The organism is Klebsiella sp. P1CD1, assembly GCF_003790505.1.
GTDB classification, from domain to species: Bacteria; Pseudomonadota; Gammaproteobacteria; order Enterobacterales; family Enterobacteriaceae; genus Klebsiella; species Klebsiella variicola.
This window is the reverse complement of the sequence record NZ_CP033631.1, coordinates 2,262,716-2,279,654: the sequence shown is the minus strand read 5'-3', so window position 1 is coordinate 2,279,654 and position 16,939 is coordinate 2,262,716. Positions and strand designations below refer to the sequence as shown.

Here is a 16,939-nt window from a genome sequence, read left to right as displayed (position 1 = left end):
GCGATCAGAACGGGCTCGCCTGCTGGATATGCATCGGCTCATGGCTGACGGGGTGGACAAAGCGCAGTTCGCTGGCGTGCAGCATCAGCCGCGGAGCCTGTTCCGTGCCGGGCAGCTCCCGGCCACCGTACAAATCGCAGCCAAGGATCGGATAGCCCAGCAGCTGGCAGTGGATGCGCAGCTGATGGGTGCGCCCGGTCTCCGGGGTAAGCGCCACCCGGGTTAACGCCAGCGCCCTCTCCCCATCCCGTGACTGATACAGGCGGTCAATGACCCGATAGCGCGAACGCGCCGGTTTGCCGTGCCGGGCGCAGAGCGACATGCGCGGGAAACGGGCCGGATCTTTGGCGATTGCCGCCTCCACGATCCCCTCGTCTTCCGCCAGGTGGCCGCACAGCAGCGCCGTATAGACCTTTGCCACCGTGCGCTGGCTGAACTGCTGACACAGCAAGGCGTTAACGTCTTTGTTGCGGGCCACCACCATCAGACCGGAGGTACCGAAGTCCAGGCGGTGCACCAGGGTGCAGCCCGGAAAGCGCTGAACCAGCCGGTGATGCACGGAGTCAAGGTTGCGCGGATCTTTGCCCGACAGGCTCAGCAGCCCGGCGGGTTTATTGATCAACAGCAGGTGTTCGTCCTGATACAAGAGGGTGATCTGTTCGCGGCACGGCGGCGCGACAAAGGTATCGATAATGGTGGACATCAGGCGGCCCGAAGAAGGAGTGGCTGGCGATAGTACCCCATTTTGGCCGCCGGCACGATGCTGGCGCACAATCCGCCCTCGCGGCGGCGTCATTTATCACCCACACTTATCGCAAAGGCATGGCCTGCACAGGCAATGTGCTTTACACTGCGCGCTGCAAAATTTGAGTTAACCAACGAGTAAGAACGGTAATGGCGATGAACGGAACAATCACAACGTGGTTTAAAGATAAAGGTTTTGGATTTATCAAAGATGAAAACGGCGAAAATCGTTATTTTCACGTGATTAAGGTCGCCAATCCTGATCTTATCAAGAAAGACGCGGCGGTGACTTTCGAACCTACCACCAACAATAAAGGGCTGTCGGCCTACGCGGTGAAGGTCATTCCGGAGAGCAAATATATCTATATCGCCGGCGAGCGGCTGAAGCTGACCTCCATCAAATCCTATGTGGTGTACCATGAGGAGGAGCCGGTCGAGACCCGCGTCGATAAAGAAAACGCGGTGCTGTCGGTCGGGCTGCTGATGAACAGCATCCGGCCAAAATCCACAGTGCAGCCGGGAGAGATGCGTTCGGTGAAAAAGCTGGCGATCACCACCTTTCAGGGGACAACCCTGATCTTCTCGGAAGACGAAATCGATATCGATGCCACGGTAAAACTGCTTAAGGTGTAAGCCCCGGCGCGCGGTTTCCCGCGCGCCCGAAGACCTGCCCGATAGACTACCCGCCATCGCCCCTCGCCGGACGGGGCGATGGCGCCAGACAGCCGATAAGGATGCCGCCGCCATGCCCGTAAATTTTGACTTCAACGATCTCTACGCCTTTCGCGCCCTGATGGAATATGGCAGTTTTCGGCTGGCCGCTGAATCCATCTGCCTGTCGCAGTCGGCCCTTAGCCGACGCATCGAAAAGCTGGAGACGGCGCTGGGCAACCGGCTGTTCGAACGTACCACCCGGCGGGTGACCCTCACGCTGTATGGGCAAAATTTTGCCGAACGTTCGGAGCAACTGCTGGCCCATGTCGAGACGGTGCTGGCGGATATCAGCCAGGTCAGCAAGGCGCGCACCGGGCTGGTGACGGTGGCGACGGTGCCCTCCGCCGCCTACTACTTTATGCCGGAAATCATCCGCAGCTTTCAGGCGCGTTATCCCCAGGTGCGCATCCGGTTGATTGACAGCAGCGTCGGGAATGTGATCGAGGCCGTCAGCAGCGGACAGGCTGACTTTGGCCTCTGTTTTGCCAAAAACCTGCCAGCCAGTCTCGAATTCACGCCTCTTGCCGACGACCGCTATGTGGCCGCCTGTCGGTACGATCATCCGCTGGCGCGCAAGACGCACCTCAGCTGGCAGGCGTATTTTGAACAGGATTATATTGGCCTGGATCGGGTCTCGGGCAACCGGACTCTGCTCGACCGGGAGCTGGCGCATCTGACGCCGGCGCGGCCAAGTATCTGCGAAACCCGCCACGTCACCACGATGCTGGGGATGGTGGAAGCGGGCATCGGCATTGCCGCCGTGCCCGCGATGTCGATGCCCGCCGGGGAGCATTCCGTTCTCCGCGCTGTGCCGCTCACTGACCCGGTGGTCACGCGTACGGTAGGCCTGATCCGCCTCAGCGGCCGTATTCAGTCCTACGTGGCGGCAGAGCTGGAGAAGCTGATTATTGAACAGTATCCTTCTGGCTGACCGGCGTGGTGGCGGCCACGCTTCGCATGCCGGTGGCGTGGATGGTCTCCTGCGCCGCCGGTGAGGCCAGATACGCCAGCAGCGCCTTGCCTTCCTGCGGGTGGTCGGCGCTGATAGTCACCGCCCCGGCAAAGCGGGTGATGTACTGCAGGTTATCCGGCAGTTCGCCAACGAAGGTCACGCCGGGTACCGGCAGCAGTTCGCTCACCTGCTGAAAACCGATCGCATACCGTCCCTTCGCCACTTCCGAGGCTACCGGAATGCGCTCCACCATCTGCGCTTTGCTCTGCATCGCGTCATCAATGCCCAGGGTGTGGAACAGCGTCGAGCTAACATAGCGTCCGCTGGCGCTGTCGGAGTACGCGACCGACGGCGCCGCCAGCAGCGTCGCCCGCAGCTGGTCTGCGCTATGGATAGCCGGCAGCGGCGCCCCCGCCTTCACCACCACGCCGATCGGCGAGTCGGCCAGCTCCCGACGCGAACCCGGTTGCGTACGGCCCGCTTTTTCGAGGCTGGTTAGCGCATCCCCGACCATAATCACCACGTCCGCGTGTTCGCCCCGCGCCAGGCGGTTAGGGATCGCCTGCGGCGTTTTCCCCATCGACGGGCCGGGGATCACCACGAGGTGGTTGCCGGTTTGTTTTTCCCACGCCGGGGCCAGCTTTTCCAGCGCCGCTTTGAAGCCGCCGGAGATCATCACGGTGACCTCTGCGGCCAGCGCGCTGCCGCCGGTGGCGGCCAGCAGCAGCGTGGCCAGCAGTGTTCCTGTCGTTTTACGCATCATCTTCTCCCTGATTAACGTGCCGTCTGCAGCGCAACGGCGCTACGGCGATAGAGGTAGCAAGTGGCCAGCAGGCCGCAGATGGCGGCAAAGCTCATCCAGTAGCCGGGAGACGCTTTATCACCGGTATACTCGATCAGCGCCGTGGAAATCACCGGCGTGAAGCCGCCAAATACCGCGGTCGCCAGGCTGTAGGCCAGCGAGAAACCTGCCACGCGCACTTCGGCAGGCATAATTTCGGTCAGCGCCGGGATCATCGCCCCGTTGTACATGCCGTAGATAAACGACAGCCACAGCAGCACGCTCAGCATCATCAAAAAGCTCGGCGCGTTCGCCAGCAGGGTCAGTGCAGGCCAGGCGGTAGCCAGCGCCAGCAGGGTCATGGCAATCAGCACCGGTCGGCGGCCAAAGCGGTCAGACAGCGCCCCGCCCACCGGCAGCCAGAAGAAGTTGGAAATCGCCACCAGCAGCGTAACCAGCAGGCTGTCAGAGGCGCTGAGCATCAGCACCTTTTTACCAAAGGTCGGCGCATAGACGGTGATCAGGTAGAACGCGGTGGTGGTCATCGCCACCATCATCATCCCGGCGATAACCACCTGCCAGTTCGCCAGCAGCGTGGCGAACACCTGGCGCATCGCCAGATGATGGCGGCGGGCGGTAAACTCCTGGGTCTCCTCCAGCTTACGGCGCAGGATGAAAATGAACGGAACAATCAGGCAGCCGAAGACGAACGGAATGCGCCAGCCCCAGTCGCTGATGGCGCTCTGCTCCAGCACCGCGTTGAGGGCAAAGCCCATCGCGGCCGCCACCATGATGGCAACCTGCTGACTGCCCGACTGCCAGCTGGTGTAAAAGCCTTTGCGACCCGGTGTGGCGATCTCGGCCAGATAGACCGACACCCCGCCCAGCTCGGCGCCAGCGGAAAAGCCCTGCAGCAGACGGCCGATCAGCACCAGCAATGGCGCCCACAGGCCAATGGTCTGGTAAGAGGGGATCAGCACGATCAGGAAGGTGCCGGTGGCCATGATCGACAGGGTGACGATCAGCCCCTTGCGCCGCCCCACCTTGTCGATGTAGGCGCCAAGCACGATGGCGCCGATGGGGCGCATCAAAAAGCCGGCGCCAAAGACCGCGAAGGTCATCATCAGCGAGGCGAATTCACTGCTCGCCGGAAAAAAGGTATGTGCGATGTAGGTGGCATAAAACCCGAACAGGAAAAAGTCGAACTGTTCGAGAAAGTTACCGGACGTGACGCGCAGGATGGCGCCGATCCGGTCACGGGTACTCATCAGTGAGGTTGTCGAATGCATGCAGGTCTCCAGTTTGTTATCCACGCGTTGTCGCGCGCCTGTTGCTGAAGACTGAAACAGAACCGGGAACGAAATAAGCGTAATAAACGCATCCATTAATGCATTTTACGCATGAATAACATTTAACTAATTAACATTACTTTTACATACAATCATTTAACACATCCCGTGCTAACCACGCCGCGGGTGACGGCGAAAAAGTCAGTTTTCCGTTTTGTGACCGAGGCCAGGGTACGTCGCCGCGGGTTGACGGCATAAAAACCCTGGCCTGAGGTGAGGATACACGCTGCCGGCCGCAAAGCGCGTCAGGAAGCGGAAGCGGCAGACTCCCCCACCAGCGTCTGCAACAGAGCGATCAGCCAGCGGGTAGCCTCGCGTTTCCCGCTGCGTTGGTGGGCGTAAATCTTGACGTCAAACGGCGGAACCGGAAACGGCAGCGGGAAAATGGTCAGCCGGGCGGCGCGGGCCATCGTCTCCGCCGCTCGCCGGGGCAGCGCCATCAACAGGTCGCTCTGCTCAATAATGAAGGGCGCGCTCAGCATCGAAGGGGTTTTCATCGCCACCTGCCGCGAATAGCCCTGCCGCTCCAGCTCACGGTCCAGCACCCCCTGCTGCTCATTCCACGGGGTCACCACCAGATGACGGGCAGCAAGGTAGGCGTCCAGGGTCAGCGCCGTCCGGTCGGCCTGGCTGATGACCACATATTCGTCCCGCAGCCAGTTAATCTCCTCAAGATCGGGATGGGCTGGCTCGTCAGGGGTATTGAACCCGAGGGCCAGGTCGACCTCGCCCGCCAGCAGCTCGGTCAGCGCCGGGCTGTGGGGCAGATAACGGAGTTCAAACCGCAGCCCGGGCGCCTCACGCTGCAGGTGGTGCATCAGGGTCGGAAAGACGCAGAACGCGGTGAAATCGGTGATCGCAATCTGCATGCAGTCGGTGCTGGCGGCCGGCACAAACGCCGCCGGCGGCGTCAGCTCCTGGTTGAGAAACTTCAGCGCCGAAGCAATAGAGGGCGCCAGCTGGCTGGCATAGACGCTGGGACACATCCGGTGGCCTTCGCGATAGAACAGCGGATCGTTGAGGGCGCTGCGCAGCCGGGAAAGCGCATGGCTCAGCGCCGAGGTGCTCATTGCCAGCTCTTCCGCCGCCAGGCGCACCGAGCGGGAGCGATAGACCGCGTCAAAGACTGGCAGCAGGTTGAGGTCAATCCGGCGCAGGACAGGATGCATAATATTCATCGTTTGCTGATTTCATTGCACTTAATTCTTTTCACAATACCGCTTATCCTCAGGGTCAGCAATTTTGCTCTCTTTTGACTATTGATACAGGACGCCCCATGAGCATCACGATCCGCCAGGCCACCCCGGACGACGCCACCGCTATTTACGACATGATTTATGAACTCGCGGTCTACGAGAAAGCCCCTGAAGAGGTGGTGACGACGGCAGAGGAGATCAGAGAGACGCTGTTTGCCAGCGGCAGCAAAACCGAAGCGCTGATCTGCGAGGTGGCGGGCAAAGCGGTGGGCTACGCGGTGTTCTTCACCAGCTATTCCACCTGGCTTGGACGCAATGGTATCTATATGGAGGATCTGTACGTCACCCCCGACTTTCGCGGGATAGGCGCCGGAAAAGCGCTGCTGAAAACCATCGCGCAATATGCTGTACAGCGTCAGTGCGGGCGTCTGGAGTGGAGCGTGCTCGACTGGAACCAGCCGGCGATTGATTTCTATCTGAGCATTGGCGCGCAGCCGCAGGATGAGTGGGTGCGTTATCGCCTCACGGGCGATGCGCTGCGGGCCTTTGCGGAGTAAAGCGGCTCGCCAGCAGGTCGGCGCAAGGCGTCGACCTGCTGGCCGCGGATCAGGCTTCGACCGCGCTATTCTGCAGCTGCGGACCGGCCAGCGCCAGACGCGCGCCCGCTTCGGTATCGCTGTACTGCTTAAAGTTATCCATAAACAGCTGAGCCAGGCTCTCGGCCTTCTCCTGCCACTTATCCGCTGAGCTCCAGCCATTACGCGGATCCAGCACCGCGCTGTCTACCCCTGGAATGCTCTGCGGGATCGCAAGACCGAACACCGGGATGGTCTCATCGCGCAGCGGGCCGGTAGTGCCGTTGAGGATCGCGCTAATGATGCTGCGGGTATCGCGCAGCGACAGGCGTTTGCCCTCGCCGTTCCAGCCGGTGTTGACCAGCCAGGCTTCCGCACCGGATTCCGCCATCTTCGCCGCCAGGACGCTGGCGTACTGGGTTGGGTGAAGCAGCAGGAACGCCGCGCCATAGCAGGCGGAGAAGGTCGGCGTCGGCTGGGTAATGCCGCGCTCGGTACCCGCCAGCTTCGAGGTGAAACCCGACAGGAAATGGTACTGCATCTGCTCGGTGGTCAGACGGGAGACCGGCGGCAGGACGCCAAACGCATCGGCGGCAAGGAAAATCACCTTCGACGGATGGCCCGCGCGGGACACCGGCTTGACGATATTGTCGATATGCGACAGCGGATAGGAGACGCGGGTGTTTTCGGTTTTGCTGCCGTCGGCATAATCCACGCTACCGTCGGCGCGCACCACCACGTTTTCCAGCAGCGCATTGCGGCGGATGGCGCCATAAATCTCCGGCTCCGCCTGCGGGTCGAGATTGATGGTCTTGGCGTAGCAGCCGCCTTCAAAGTTAAACACGCCGTCATCGTCCCAGCCGTGCTCGTCATCGCCAATCAGCTGACGATGCGGATCGGTCGACAGGGTGGTTTTACCGGTACCGGAGAGGCCGAAGAACAGCGCCACATCCCCTGCTTCGCCACGGTTGGCCGAGCAGTGCATCGACGCGATGCCTTTCTGCGGCAGCAGGTAGTTCATGACCGAGAACAGCCCTTTCTTCATTTCGCCGCCGTACCAGGTGCCGCCGATGAGCTGAATACGCTCGCTGAGATTAAAGGCGACGAAGTTCTCGGAGTTCATCCCCTGCGCCTGCCAGTTGGCATTGGTGCAGCCCGCGCCGTTGAGCACCACGAAGTCTGGCGTAAAGCTGGCCAGCTCGTCGGCGCTCGGCACGATAAACATGTTTTTGACAAAGTGGGCCTGCCACGCCACCTCGGTGACGAAGCGTACGCCAAGACGGGTGTCCGGGCTGGCGCCGCACCAGGCGTCGATGACGTACAGTTTTTTGCCGCTCAGCTGGCCCGCGACCAGGCTTTTCAGGCTGCGCCACACGTCTGGCGATAACGGTTTGTTGTCATTGCGGCCGAGGCCTGAGTCTGCCCACCAGACGGTATCACGCGTCTGTTCGTCGCGGACGATGTATTTATCGCGCGGTGAACGGCCGGTGAAGATCCCGGTATCAACAGCCACAGCGCCAGAGTCGGTCATCACGCCGCGGGCCGCGCCGGTCAGTTCAGGAGCGGTTTCATGTGCAATAAGCAAATCGTAATCAGGGTTGTAAAAGAATTCGCCGCTTGCATTAATCCCCAGCTCCTGCAGAGCCATTTTAACTGATTCAATTTGTTGTGACATGGAACTCCTGACAAACTATTTAAGGTAAGAGGCCTGGGTTATTCATTGCTTTCGTCATCGTCGCCGGCGATTTAATAAGATAAGTCCTGGACAATAAAATAAAGCAATAAATAACTGTGAGTCGCGATTTCATATCGTGCTCATGTAGGGTCGCCGATATGCATTCATAAATCTCAACTTTCCAAAAAATGTTAACACCTGTCGATAATTATGTTAATTGCATAGTTTCTATGCGCTATGCTAAAATTGCATAGCCTTTATTGCGTTTTTGAGGACTGGATCGGTGTTGGCAAATCTGGAAGTTAAATGGCTGTATGATGTGATTGCCCTTGAGGAGTCACGCAGCTTTACCCTCGCGGCCAAAGCCCGCAACATCTCTCAGTCCTCGTTCAGTCGACGCATCCAGTCGCTGGAGGCCTCCCTCGGATTCAGCATCTTCGATCGTAGCGCCAACCCCCTGCAATTGACCAACCGCGGGAAAATTTTTGTCGGCTATGCGCGAAATATGCTCGATGACATGGATTTTCAGATCAGTCGTATTAAGGGTTTAAATAACACGACCCAGAAAATAAGAATCGACGCGGCCCCTTCGCTGTCGGTGTTATTACTGCCGGAAATCATCGCCGGTTACACCGACCGTAAAAATAAGACTTTTCATGTTGAATCGATTAACGTCAACGACGCCGTATTTAACCTGAAAGAGGGAAAAAGCGATTTTATCCTCTCCTTCTATAATGAAGAATTAATGAACTATCCGTTTATTAATCATAAAATTTTTGATTCTTACCTGCACCTGGTCTCCCCCTGCGACGAACATGGCCGCCCGCTGTTTCATTTACATCGCGGCGTGCTGCCGCTGATGAAATACGCCAACGACAGCTATATGGGGCGCCAGGTGAACCAGGTGATCGACCGTACGCCGGAGATCACCTTCTCCCTTACGTTTGTCTCTTCCATGAGCGAGTTGCTCAAGCGCATGATCCTCAATGGCGACGGCGTGGGCTGGCTGCCGCAATACTCTATTCAGCGCGAGCTGGACGAAGGCCGACTGACGATCCTCGATGACCGCCTGTCGCTGCCGATCGGCGCCTGGCTCTACCGCTCCGGCTCGCGGCTTAACCAGGCCGCCGAACGTTTCTGGCAGCACATTAAAACCCGTAACGAACCGCGGGAATAACCCCCTCAGCCGCTGATCCCCAGATATGCCTTACGCACCTCCGGGTCGTTGAGCAGCGCCTGGCCGCTGCCGCTCAGGCGGATCTGGCCGTTCACCATCACATAGGCGCGGTCCGACAGGTTAAGGGCATGGCGGGCATTCTGCTCCACCAGAAACAGCGTCATCCCCTGGGCCGTCAGCTCGCGCAGGATCTGAAAAATCTGCTTCACCACCAGCGGCGCCAGCCCCAGGCTTGGCTCATCCAGCAGCAGCAGGCGCGGTCGGCTCATCAGCGCCCGGGCGATGGCCAGCATCTGCTGCTCGCCGCCGGAGAGGGTCATCGCCCGCTGTCCCCGCCGTTCTTCCAGCCGGGGGAACAGCTGATACATCCGCGCCTTGTCTTCGGCCTGATAGCGGTTGCCAATGGCAATGGTCCCCATCAGCAGGTTCTCCTCGACGGTCATATCGGGAAAGATGCGCCGCCCTTCCGGGGCCTGGGCGATGCCGTTGCTGGCGATAAAGTGGGTCGATTTCCGGCTGATCGCCTCCCCGCGATAGAAAATCTCCCCGCCGGCAATGCGCGGCTGGCCGAAGACCGACATCAGCAGCGTTGATTTACCGGCGCCGTTGGCGCCGATCAGCGCCACCGTCTCCCCCTCGTTGACGGTGAGGGAGACCTGCTTCAGGGCCTGGATCGGCCCATAGAAGACATCCACCTCATCAAAGGCAAGCAATGGCTGGCTCATCGGCGCGTCTCCTCTTCCTCAGCGCCAAGATAGGCGGCAATCACGCTGGCGTTGGCCTGGATCGCCTGCGGCGCCCCGCGGGCGATGACGTCCCCGTGATCGAGGACGATGATATGATCCGAAATCTCCATCACCATCCCCATATCATGCTCGATCAGTAGTACCGTGATGCCGTGCTGCTGGCGCAGAAAGCGAATAATCCGGCTCAGCGCCTGGGTTTCCACCGGGTTGAGACCGGCGGCCGGCTCGTCCAGACAGATCATCTCCGGGCGGGTACACATGGCGCGGGCGATCTCCAGCCGCCGCTGCTGTCCATAGGAGAGGGTCCCCGCCAGACGGTTGGCGCAGTCCACCATCTCCACCACCTCCAGCCAGTAAAAAGCGCGATCCAGCGCCTGACTCTCCGCCTGCCGATACCCACGGGTATTGAGGATCCCGGCCAGCAGATGGCGGTTAACCTGGGTATGCTGGGCCACCAGCAGGTTCTCAATCACCGACATCTCGCGGAATAAACGTATATTCTGGAAGGTGCGCGCCAGGCCAGCGCGGTTCACCAGATGGGTGCCACCGAACATCTTGTAATAGATCCGCCGCCCCAGCTGCGCCGGGTGGAGAAAATCGTCCGGGTGAAGCTTCTGCCCCAGCACCTGAATGACATCGGTAACCTTTTCCCGCGCCCGCAGCACGATGCTCCCCCCCGTCGCCCGGTAAAAACCGGTCAGGCAGTTAAACACCGTGGTCTTGCCCGCGCCGTTGGGGCCGATCAGGGCGGTGATCGACCCCCGCTCCACCTCCAGATTGACATCATTCAGCGCTTTGATGCCGCCGAAATGCATCATCAGATGCTCAACGCGTAAGATGCTGTCGGTCATGGCGCGACTCCTTTTCGCAACGCAACCCCTCTGCGGCTGGTGCGCACCAGGCCGCGCGGCCGCCAGATCATCATCACCACCATCAGCACGCCGAACAGCAGCACCCGATATTCGTCAAAACCGCGCAGCAGCTCCGGGGTGACCGTCAGGACAAACGCCGCCAGCACCACTCCCAGGGTGGAGCCCATTCCCCCGAGCACCACAATCGCCAGGATCAGCGCCGACTCAAAAAAGGTGAACGACGTCGGGTTAACAAACCCCTGATAGCTGGCGAAGAACACCCCGGCGATGCCGGCCGTCGACGCGCCGAGCATAAACGCCGAGAGCTTCACCAGCACGTGATTGAGCCCCATCGCCCGACAGGCGATCTCATCCTCTCGCAGCGCCTCCCAGGCGCGGCCGATGGGCATCCGCGTCAGGCGATGCTTCACCAGCAGCACCAGCATCACCACCAGGCACAGCACGGCGTAGAGAAAGATGAATTTCAGGTTGGGGTTGTAGCTGACGTGGAAAAACTCATGGATGGGGATGCCGCCATCCTTGGCCCGGCGGGTAAACTCGAGGCCAAACAGCGTGGGGGATGGCACCGGTACGCCGTTAGGGCCACCGGTGAAGCTCACCCAGTTGTTAAGCACCAGGCGGATAATTTCGCCAAAGCCGAGGGTGACGATGGCCAGATAGTCGCCATGCATACGCAGCACCGGAAAACCCAGCAACGCCCCGGCGAGGGCCGCCATCACCGCCCCCAGCGGCAGCATCGCCCAGAAGCCGAGGCCCAGGTACTGGTAGCCCAGCGCCAGGCCGTAGGCGCCGATGGCGTAAAACGCCACATAGCCCAGATCGAGCAGGCCCGCGAGGCCCACCACAATGTTCAGCCCCAGGCCGAGCAGAACGTAGATCAGGCCGAGGATCGCCACGGTCAGCAGGTATTTGCTGGCGAGAAATGGAAAGGCAATGGCCAGGACCGCCAGCAGCGGCATTATCCAGCGCAGCCGCGAGCGGTATCCCGGCGGCCGGACGTACACCCCGTCATCCGCCCCCTCAAAGCGGGCAATAAAGGCTTTTCCCCGACGGCTCTGCAGCAGCAGGCTGAGCGCCAGCCTGCCGGCCATCACCACCGCCACGAGGATCGCCACCCGCGCGGGCGCGAGGGTAAAACCATACCCTTTGAGCACCACGCCGACGATCGGGCCAAAGACAATTAACGCGCAAAGACCGGCCAGCACGCTGTCGATCAGCGCGCTTTTGATATCCCGCGCAGGCTGGCGCGTAAATTCACCCATAAAGCCTCCTTAGACCTTGGCCACCAGCGGACGTCCCAGCAGCCCCTGCGGGCGAAAAATCAGGATCGCCACCAGCAGCGCAAAGGAAAAGACATCTTTGTAATCCGAATTCACCAGCCCGGCGAACTGGGCTTCGGCCACCCCAAGCAGCAGACCACCCAGCATCGCGCCAGGCAGCGAGCCGATCCCGCCCAGCACCGCGGCGGTAAAGGCTTTGATGCCGATAATAAATCCGATATAGAAGTCGAAGGTGCCGTAGTTCATGGTCACCAGCACCCCGGCCAGACCGGCCATCGCCGCACCGATGACAAACACCAGGGAGATCACCCGGTCGGTATTGATGCCTAGGATTGCCGCCATACGCCGGTCCTGCTGGGTAGCGCGACAGATGCGCCCCAGCCGGGTGTACTGGATAATCCAGGTCAGGGTCAGCATCCCCACCAGCGCCGCGACGAGAATAAACACCTTGGTCCAGGTGATCTGCACCACCCCATCGCCCACCGTCATGCGCAGCGCGCCGCTGAGCAGCGTCGGGATCCCCTGCTGGTTCGGCCCCTGGCTCAGCTGGACATAGTTCTGCAGGATCAGCGACATCCCGATAGCCGAGATCAGCGGCGCCAGTCGCGTCGAGTTGCGCAGCGGCCGGTAGGCGATGCGCTCGATCGCCCAGCCGTATACGCCAGTGACCACGATGGTGAACACCAGGGTGGCGAAAATCAGCAGCGGAAAGGAGTGGATCCCGAAGAAAGAGAGCAGCGCCAGGCCGATGGCGCACAGATAGGCGGAGACCATATACACCTCGCCGTGGGCGAAGTTGATCATGCCGATGATCCCATACACCATGGTGTAGCCGATGGCGATTAAGCCGTACACTGCGCCCAGCGTCAGCCCATTGATCAGTTGTTGCAGAAAAAACGCCGTCATAGCCCCTCCAGCCGCCAGGCAGACGGCCGCCGGGTTCCGTTCCCGGTCGACCGCCGTGATGTGACGATTCGCAAGTCAAAAGGACAGAGCGTCCTCAGGTCGTGGCCGATCAGAGCTGATGATATTTGCCCTTGTCGTCCCACTGATAGACCACGTAGTCGGACACCTTGAGGTCGCCTTTGCCATCCCAGGCTTTCTTGCCCATTACCGTCTCGACATCGTGGCTCTTCAGCCAGTCGCTGGCTTTGGCGTTATCGGTACCCACGGCGTTCCAGGCCGCGGCAATAGCCTGAATGGAGGCGTAGGCGTAGAGGGTATAGCCTTCTGGTTCAAAGCCGCTGGCGCGGAACTTCTCGATCACCGCTTTGCCTTCCGGGAGAGTGCGTGGATCCTGACCAAAGGTCATCAGCACGCCGTTGGTGAACTGCGGCCCGCCGGCGGCCGTCACCAGCTCCTCGGTGACGATACAGTCGCCGGAGAAGAATTTGGCCTGCACCCCCTGCTCGCGCATCTGACGCACCAGCGGGCCCGCTTCCGGATGACAGCCGCCAAAGTAGACCACGTCCGGCTTGAGGGCGCCGATCTTGGTCACCAGGGCGTTAAAGTCTTTTTCACCGCGGGAGAGGCCTTCGTACAACACTTCTTTGGTGCCCCGCTTCGCCAGCGCCGCGCGGGTGGCATCGGCCAGCCCCTGACCATAGGTGTCTTTATCGTGGATGACGGCAATTTTCTTCGCCTTCAGCACGTCCAGCATATAGTTGGCGGCAATCGCCCCCTGCTGATCGTCACGACCACACATGCGGAAAAGGTCCTTCATGCCGCGCTCGGTGATCTGCGGGTTGGTCGAGCCGGGGGTAATGGTCAGGATCCCAGCTTCGTCATATACCTCGGAAGCCGGCATCGTTGAGGAAGAGCAAAAGTGCCCCACCACGGCGGAGACTTTCGCTTCATCCACCAGCCGGTTGGCCACCGCCACCGCCTGCTTCGGTTCGCACGCGTCATCCCCCTGCACCAGCACAATCTTTTCGCCTTTGATACCGCCGGCGGCATTGATATCGGCCACCGCCTGCGAAGCCCCCTTCCAGTACTGGGCGCCGTAGGTGGCGTTGGGTCCGGTAAAGGGCCCGGCGACGCCGATCTTCACGTCTGCCTGGGCGTAAAAGGCCATGCTCATACAACCTGCTATCACAACATGAAGCGTCATTGTTTTCAGTTTCAAAGACATTCGGATATTCCTCAGCGATGTAAAGCCTGGCGTCATGGAATGACGCAGAAAATATCACTTACCGTGTGGTGCCGACGTTGGCGCAGCGCCAGGACGGCCAGGGTGGAAGAAGCAAAAATCCCGCCAGGTAGAGAGGTCGCGCCGGAGCGCGGACGCCCCGGTCAGTGCGCACGCGACGGCAACCCGTGCCGCATCCGGCAAGGGCGCATTCCCTTTCAGGTCAGGAGATCGGTTGCCATCACGTGGCGAGCCGGACAACGCGGTATCCGTACCGGCCCGTGAGCTAAACATAGATGCAGTTAGCGGTCGCTGCGCGCCAGCGTGGTGCAAAAATGCGAATATGATCAACAGTGGTGATTATTTTGTTGCGGTAATGTGAAGATGATAACAGGAGAGCCCGTTAAAGGCTCTCCTGTGGCCTGGCGGCCGCTCAGAGTTGACTGGTGAACGTTCGGGAGATCACATCCTGCTGCTGCTCGCGGGTCAGCGCGTTAAAGCGGACCGCATAGCCGGAGACGCGGATCGTCAGATTCGGATACTGCTCCGGGTGTTCTATCGCATCGAGCAGCTTTTCCCGGTTCAGCACATTGACGTTAAGATGCTGTCCCCCCTCCACCGTCTCCTCGTGGTGGAAGTAGCCGTCCAGCAGCCCCACCAGGTTGTTTTCCTGCGCCGACGGGGCTTTGCCGAGGGCCGCCGGCACGATGGAGAAGGTATACGAGATGCCATCTTTGGCGTAGGTAAACGGCAGTTTCGCCACCGAGGTCAGCGACGCCACCGCCCCTTTGCGGTCGCGGCCATGCATCGGATTGGCCCCCGGGGCGAACGGCGTCCCCGCCCGACGTCCGTCCGGCGTATTGCCGGTTTTCTGCCCGTACACCACGTTGGAGGTGATGGTCAGGATCGACTGGGTCGGCACCGCCTGGCGCCAGGTGGGGAGCGCCTGAATTTTGCGCATAAAGCGCTCCACCAGGTCGCAGGCGATGGCATCGACCCGATCGTCGTTGTTGCCGTACTGCGGATAATCGCCCTCAATGACAAAGTCCACCGCCAGCCCGTGGTGATCGCGCACCGGCTTCACCCGGGCGTACTTTATCGCCGACAGCGAATCCGCCGCCACCGACAGGCCGGCGATGCCGCAGGCCATCGTGCGGTAGACGTCGCGGTCGTGCAGGGCCATCAGCGCCGCCTCGTAGCTGTACTTATCATGCATACAATGGATGATGTTCAGCGCGCTGATGTACTGCACCGCCAGCCAGTCCATAAAGTGGTCGAGGCTCGCCATCACGGTGTCATAGTCCAGCACCTCATCACGCAGAGGGTCGGTTTTCGGCCCCACCTGGATCTTCAGTTTCTCATCCACCCCGCCGTTAATCGCGTAGAGCAGCGTTTTGGCGAGATTGGCGCGGGCACCGAAGAACTGCATCTGCTTGCCGATCACCATCGGGCTAACGCAGCAGGCGATGGCGTAGTCGTCGCTGTGAAAATCGCTGCGCATCAGATCGTCGTTCTCATACTGCAGCGACGAGGTGGCGATAGAGACCCGGGCGGCATATTTTTTAAACGCCACCGGCAGCGCCTGCGACCAGAGCACGGTCAGGTTCGGCTCCGGCGCCGGCCCCATGGTGTGCAGGGTATGCAGGTAACGGAAGGTGGTTTTACTGACCAGGGTGCGGCCATCCAGCCCCATACCGCCCAGCACCTCCGTCGCCCAGATGGGATCCCCGGAGAACAGCGTGTCAAATTCCGGGGTGCGCAGGAAACGCACCATGCGGATCTTCATGATGAAGTGGTCAATGAGCTCCTGGGCCTGCTGTTCATTGAGCCGACCCGCCCGCAGATCGCGTTCGATATAGATGTCGAGGAAGGTGGCCGTGCGCCCCAGCGACATGGCACCGCCGTTCTGCGACTTCACCGCCGCCAGGTAGGCGAAGTACAGCCACTGCACCGCCTCCCGGGCAGTGCGCGCCGGGTGGGCGATATCGCAGCCGTAGCGGGCCGCCATCTCCTGCATCTGCTGCAGCGCGCGCCGCTGTTCGGCCAGCTCTTCGCGCAGGCGCAGGGTGGCCTCCAGCGCCTCGCCGCGCTCAAGGGCTGGCTGCAGGTCGGCAAACTGCAGCTCACGTTCGCGAACCAGATAGCGGATGCCGTACAGCGCGACGCGGCGGTAATCGCCGATGATCCGTCCGCGGCCATAGCCGTCCGGCAGCCCGGTCAGCACCCCCGACTTGCGACAGCGCAGCATATCCGGGGAATAGACGTCAAATACCCCCTGATTGTGGGTCTTGCGCAGCGCCGTAAACTGATACTCAAAGGCGGGATCCATTTCGCGGCCATAGGCCTCGAAGGCGCTTTTGATCATATTGATGCCGCCAAAAGGATGCAGGGCGCGCTTCAGCGGCTGGTCCGTTTGCAGGCCGACGATCTTTTCCAGCGGCTGGTTGATATAGCCCGCCGCGTGGGCGGTGATGGAGGTGGCGACATTGGTGTCGAAATCCACCGGCGCATGGGTGGCGTTCTCGACGCGGATCCCGGCCATCACCTGCTCCCAGAGGGCGGTGGTCGCTGGCGTCGCGTCGGCGAGGAAAGACTCATCGCCCTCGTAAGGGGTGTAGTTATGCTGAATAAAGTCGCGGACGTCGATCTGCGTTTGCCACGCCGTACCGCGAAAGCCCTGCCAGGCCTCGGCGTATCGTACATCCTGGGTATCGATATCTACTTTCATGAACATCGTCTCTCTACAGAAT

The 16,939-nt window shown here is 60.6% G+C and carries 16 protein-coding genes; 5 read left to right on the top strand and 11 right to left on the bottom strand.

Going from position 1 to position 16,939, the window contains the following annotated elements; genetic code table 11:
• Positions 1–4: 4 nt before the first annotated feature.
• Positions 5–703, bottom strand: a complete 699-nt coding sequence (locus DTA24_RS11405; protein WP_023322865.1) for an RluA family pseudouridine synthase — start codon at positions 701–703, stop codon at positions 5–7.
• Positions 704–894: 191 nt separating this feature from the next.
• Between DTA24_RS11405 and DTA24_RS11400 the strand changes: the two genes are divergently transcribed.
• Positions 895–1,377 carry a cold-shock protein gene (locus DTA24_RS11400; RefSeq protein ID WP_012541308.1) on the top strand — a complete coding sequence of 161 codons (483 nt, stop codon included), beginning with the start codon at positions 895–897 and terminating at the stop codon, positions 1,375–1,377.
• Positions 1,378–1,489: 112 nt separating this feature from the next.
• Positions 1,490–2,389 (top strand): LysR family transcriptional regulator, encoded by a 900-nt coding sequence (locus tag DTA24_RS11395; RefSeq protein WP_008804348.1) that lies wholly within the window; start codon positions 1,490–1,492, stop codon positions 2,387–2,389.
• On the opposite strand, the gene DTA24_RS11390 is transcribed toward DTA24_RS11395, so the two are convergent.
• The 3 genes from DTA24_RS11390 to DTA24_RS11380 form a co-directional block, all read right to left on the bottom strand.
• Positions 2,364–3,173: a substrate-binding domain-containing protein gene (locus tag DTA24_RS11390; protein WP_008804347.1), complete on the bottom strand. Its 810-nt coding sequence runs from the start codon at positions 3,171–3,173 to the stop codon at positions 2,364–2,366. The genes DTA24_RS11395 and DTA24_RS11390 overlap by 26 nt on opposite strands.
• A gap of 11 nt (positions 3,174–3,184) precedes the next feature.
• The gene (locus tag DTA24_RS11385; protein WP_032432118.1) at positions 3,185–4,480 is read right to left on the bottom strand and encodes an MFS transporter; all 1,296 of its coding nucleotides are present in this window, start codon (positions 4,478–4,480) and stop codon (positions 3,185–3,187) included.
• Between the two features lie 305 nt (positions 4,481–4,785).
• Entirely contained in the window at positions 4,786–5,718 is a 933-nt protein-coding gene (locus DTA24_RS11380; protein ID WP_022066199.1) for a LysR family transcriptional regulator, read from the bottom strand.
• Positions 5,719–5,816: 98 nt separating this feature from the next.
• Between DTA24_RS11380 and DTA24_RS11375 the strand changes: the two genes are divergently transcribed.
• Positions 5,817–6,293, top strand: a complete 477-nt coding sequence (locus DTA24_RS11375) for a GNAT family N-acetyltransferase (RefSeq protein WP_012541306.1) — start codon at positions 5,817–5,819, stop codon at positions 6,291–6,293.
• Between the two features lie 49 nt (positions 6,294–6,342).
• Here the strand turns inward: DTA24_RS11375 and pckA are convergent, their stop codons facing one another.
• On the bottom strand, positions 6,343–7,986 hold the full coding sequence (gene pckA, locus DTA24_RS11370) for a phosphoenolpyruvate carboxykinase (ATP) (RefSeq protein ID WP_012967799.1): 1,644 nt from the start codon (positions 7,984–7,986) through the stop codon (positions 6,343–6,345).
• A 283-nt stretch (positions 7,987–8,269) separates the two neighbouring features.
• Here pckA and DTA24_RS11365 point away from each other — a divergent pair, with 283 nt between their 5' ends.
• Entirely contained in the window at positions 8,270–9,163 is an 894-nt protein-coding gene (locus DTA24_RS11365; RefSeq protein WP_008804342.1) for a LysR substrate-binding domain-containing protein, read from the top strand.
• 5 nt (positions 9,164–9,168) lie between these two features.
• On the opposite strand, the gene DTA24_RS11360 is transcribed toward DTA24_RS11365, so the two are convergent.
• The 5 genes from DTA24_RS11360 to DTA24_RS11340 all read right to left on the bottom strand — a co-directional run bounded on the left by DTA24_RS11360 (position 9,169) and on the right by DTA24_RS11340 (position 14,135).
• On the bottom strand, positions 9,169–9,888 hold the full coding sequence (locus DTA24_RS11360; RefSeq protein WP_023290181.1) for an ABC transporter ATP-binding protein: 720 nt from the start codon (positions 9,886–9,888) through the stop codon (positions 9,169–9,171).
• Positions 9,885–10,760, bottom strand: a complete 876-nt coding sequence (locus tag DTA24_RS11355; protein ID WP_004148803.1) for an ABC transporter ATP-binding protein — start codon at positions 10,758–10,760, stop codon at positions 9,885–9,887. The genes DTA24_RS11360 and DTA24_RS11355 overlap by 4 nt, the downstream gene beginning before the upstream one ends.
• Positions 10,757–12,043: a high-affinity branched-chain amino acid ABC transporter permease LivM gene (livM, locus tag DTA24_RS11350; RefSeq protein ID WP_123836826.1), complete on the bottom strand. Its 1,287-nt coding sequence runs from the start codon at positions 12,041–12,043 to the stop codon at positions 10,757–10,759. Before livM ends, DTA24_RS11355 begins: the two co-directional genes overlap by 4 nt.
• 9 nt (positions 12,044–12,052) lie before the next feature.
• The gene (locus DTA24_RS11345; protein ID WP_008804338.1) at positions 12,053–12,967 is read right to left on the bottom strand and encodes an ABC transporter permease subunit; all 915 of its coding nucleotides are present in this window, start codon (positions 12,965–12,967) and stop codon (positions 12,053–12,055) included.
• Between the two features lie 109 nt (positions 12,968–13,076).
• Positions 13,077–14,135, bottom strand: a complete 1,059-nt coding sequence (locus tag DTA24_RS11340) for a branched-chain amino acid ABC transporter substrate-binding protein (protein WP_162493310.1) — start codon at positions 14,133–14,135, stop codon at positions 13,077–13,079.
• Positions 14,136–14,424: 289 nt separating this feature from the next.
• Here DTA24_RS11340 and DTA24_RS28105 point away from each other — a divergent pair, with 289 nt between their 5' ends.
• Positions 14,425–14,571 carry a hypothetical protein gene (locus DTA24_RS28105; protein WP_004225356.1) on the top strand — a complete coding sequence of 49 codons (147 nt, stop codon included), beginning with the start codon at positions 14,425–14,427 and terminating at the stop codon, positions 14,569–14,571.
• A 51-nt stretch (positions 14,572–14,622) separates the two neighbouring features.
• Here DTA24_RS28105 and pflB read toward each other — a convergent pair whose 3' ends face one another.
• Positions 14,623–16,917, bottom strand: a complete 2,295-nt coding sequence (pflB, locus tag DTA24_RS11335) for a formate C-acetyltransferase (protein WP_012541300.1) — start codon at positions 16,915–16,917, stop codon at positions 14,623–14,625.
• Between the last annotated feature and the right edge of the window lie 22 nt (positions 16,918–16,939).

Coding starts and splice junctions, on each gene's coding strand:
- DTA24_RS11405 (WP_023322865.1), bottom strand. CDS start 703: ATGTCCACCATTATCGATACCTTTGTCGCGCCGCCGTGCCGCGAACAG.
- DTA24_RS11400 (WP_012541308.1), top strand. CDS start 895: ATGGCGATGAACGGAACAATCACAACGTGGTTTAAAGATAAAGGTTTT.
- DTA24_RS11395 (WP_008804348.1), top strand. CDS start 1,490: ATGCCCGTAAATTTTGACTTCAACGATCTCTACGCCTTTCGCGCCCTG.
- DTA24_RS11390 (WP_008804347.1), bottom strand. CDS start 3,173: ATGATGCGTAAAACGACAGGAACACTGCTGGCCACGCTGCTGCTGGCC.
- DTA24_RS11385 (WP_032432118.1), bottom strand. CDS start 4,480: ATGCATTCGACAACCTCACTGATGAGTACCCGTGACCGGATCGGCGCC.
- DTA24_RS11380 (WP_022066199.1), bottom strand. CDS start 5,718: ATGAATATTATGCATCCTGTCCTGCGCCGGATTGACCTCAACCTGCTG.
- DTA24_RS11375 (WP_012541306.1), top strand. CDS start 5,817: ATGAGCATCACGATCCGCCAGGCCACCCCGGACGACGCCACCGCTATT.
- pckA (WP_012967799.1), bottom strand. CDS start 7,986: ATGTCACAACAAATTGAATCAGTTAAAATGGCTCTGCAGGAGCTGGGG.
- DTA24_RS11360 (WP_023290181.1), bottom strand. CDS start 9,888: ATGAGCCAGCCATTGCTTGCCTTTGATGAGGTGGATGTCTTCTATGGG.
- DTA24_RS11355 (WP_004148803.1), bottom strand. CDS start 10,760: ATGACCGACAGCATCTTACGCGTTGAGCATCTGATGATGCATTTCGGC.
- livM (WP_123836826.1), bottom strand. CDS start 12,043: ATGGGTGAATTTACGCGCCAGCCTGCGCGGGATATCAAAAGCGCGCTG.
- DTA24_RS11345 (WP_008804338.1), bottom strand. CDS start 12,967: ATGACGGCGTTTTTTCTGCAACAACTGATCAATGGGCTGACGCTGGGC.
- DTA24_RS11340 (WP_162493310.1), bottom strand. CDS start 14,135: ATGGCCTTTTACGCCCAGGCAGACGTGAAGATCGGCGTCGCCGGGCCC.
- pflB (WP_012541300.1), bottom strand. CDS start 16,917: ATGAAAGTAGATATCGATACCCAGGATGTACGATACGCCGAGGCCTGG.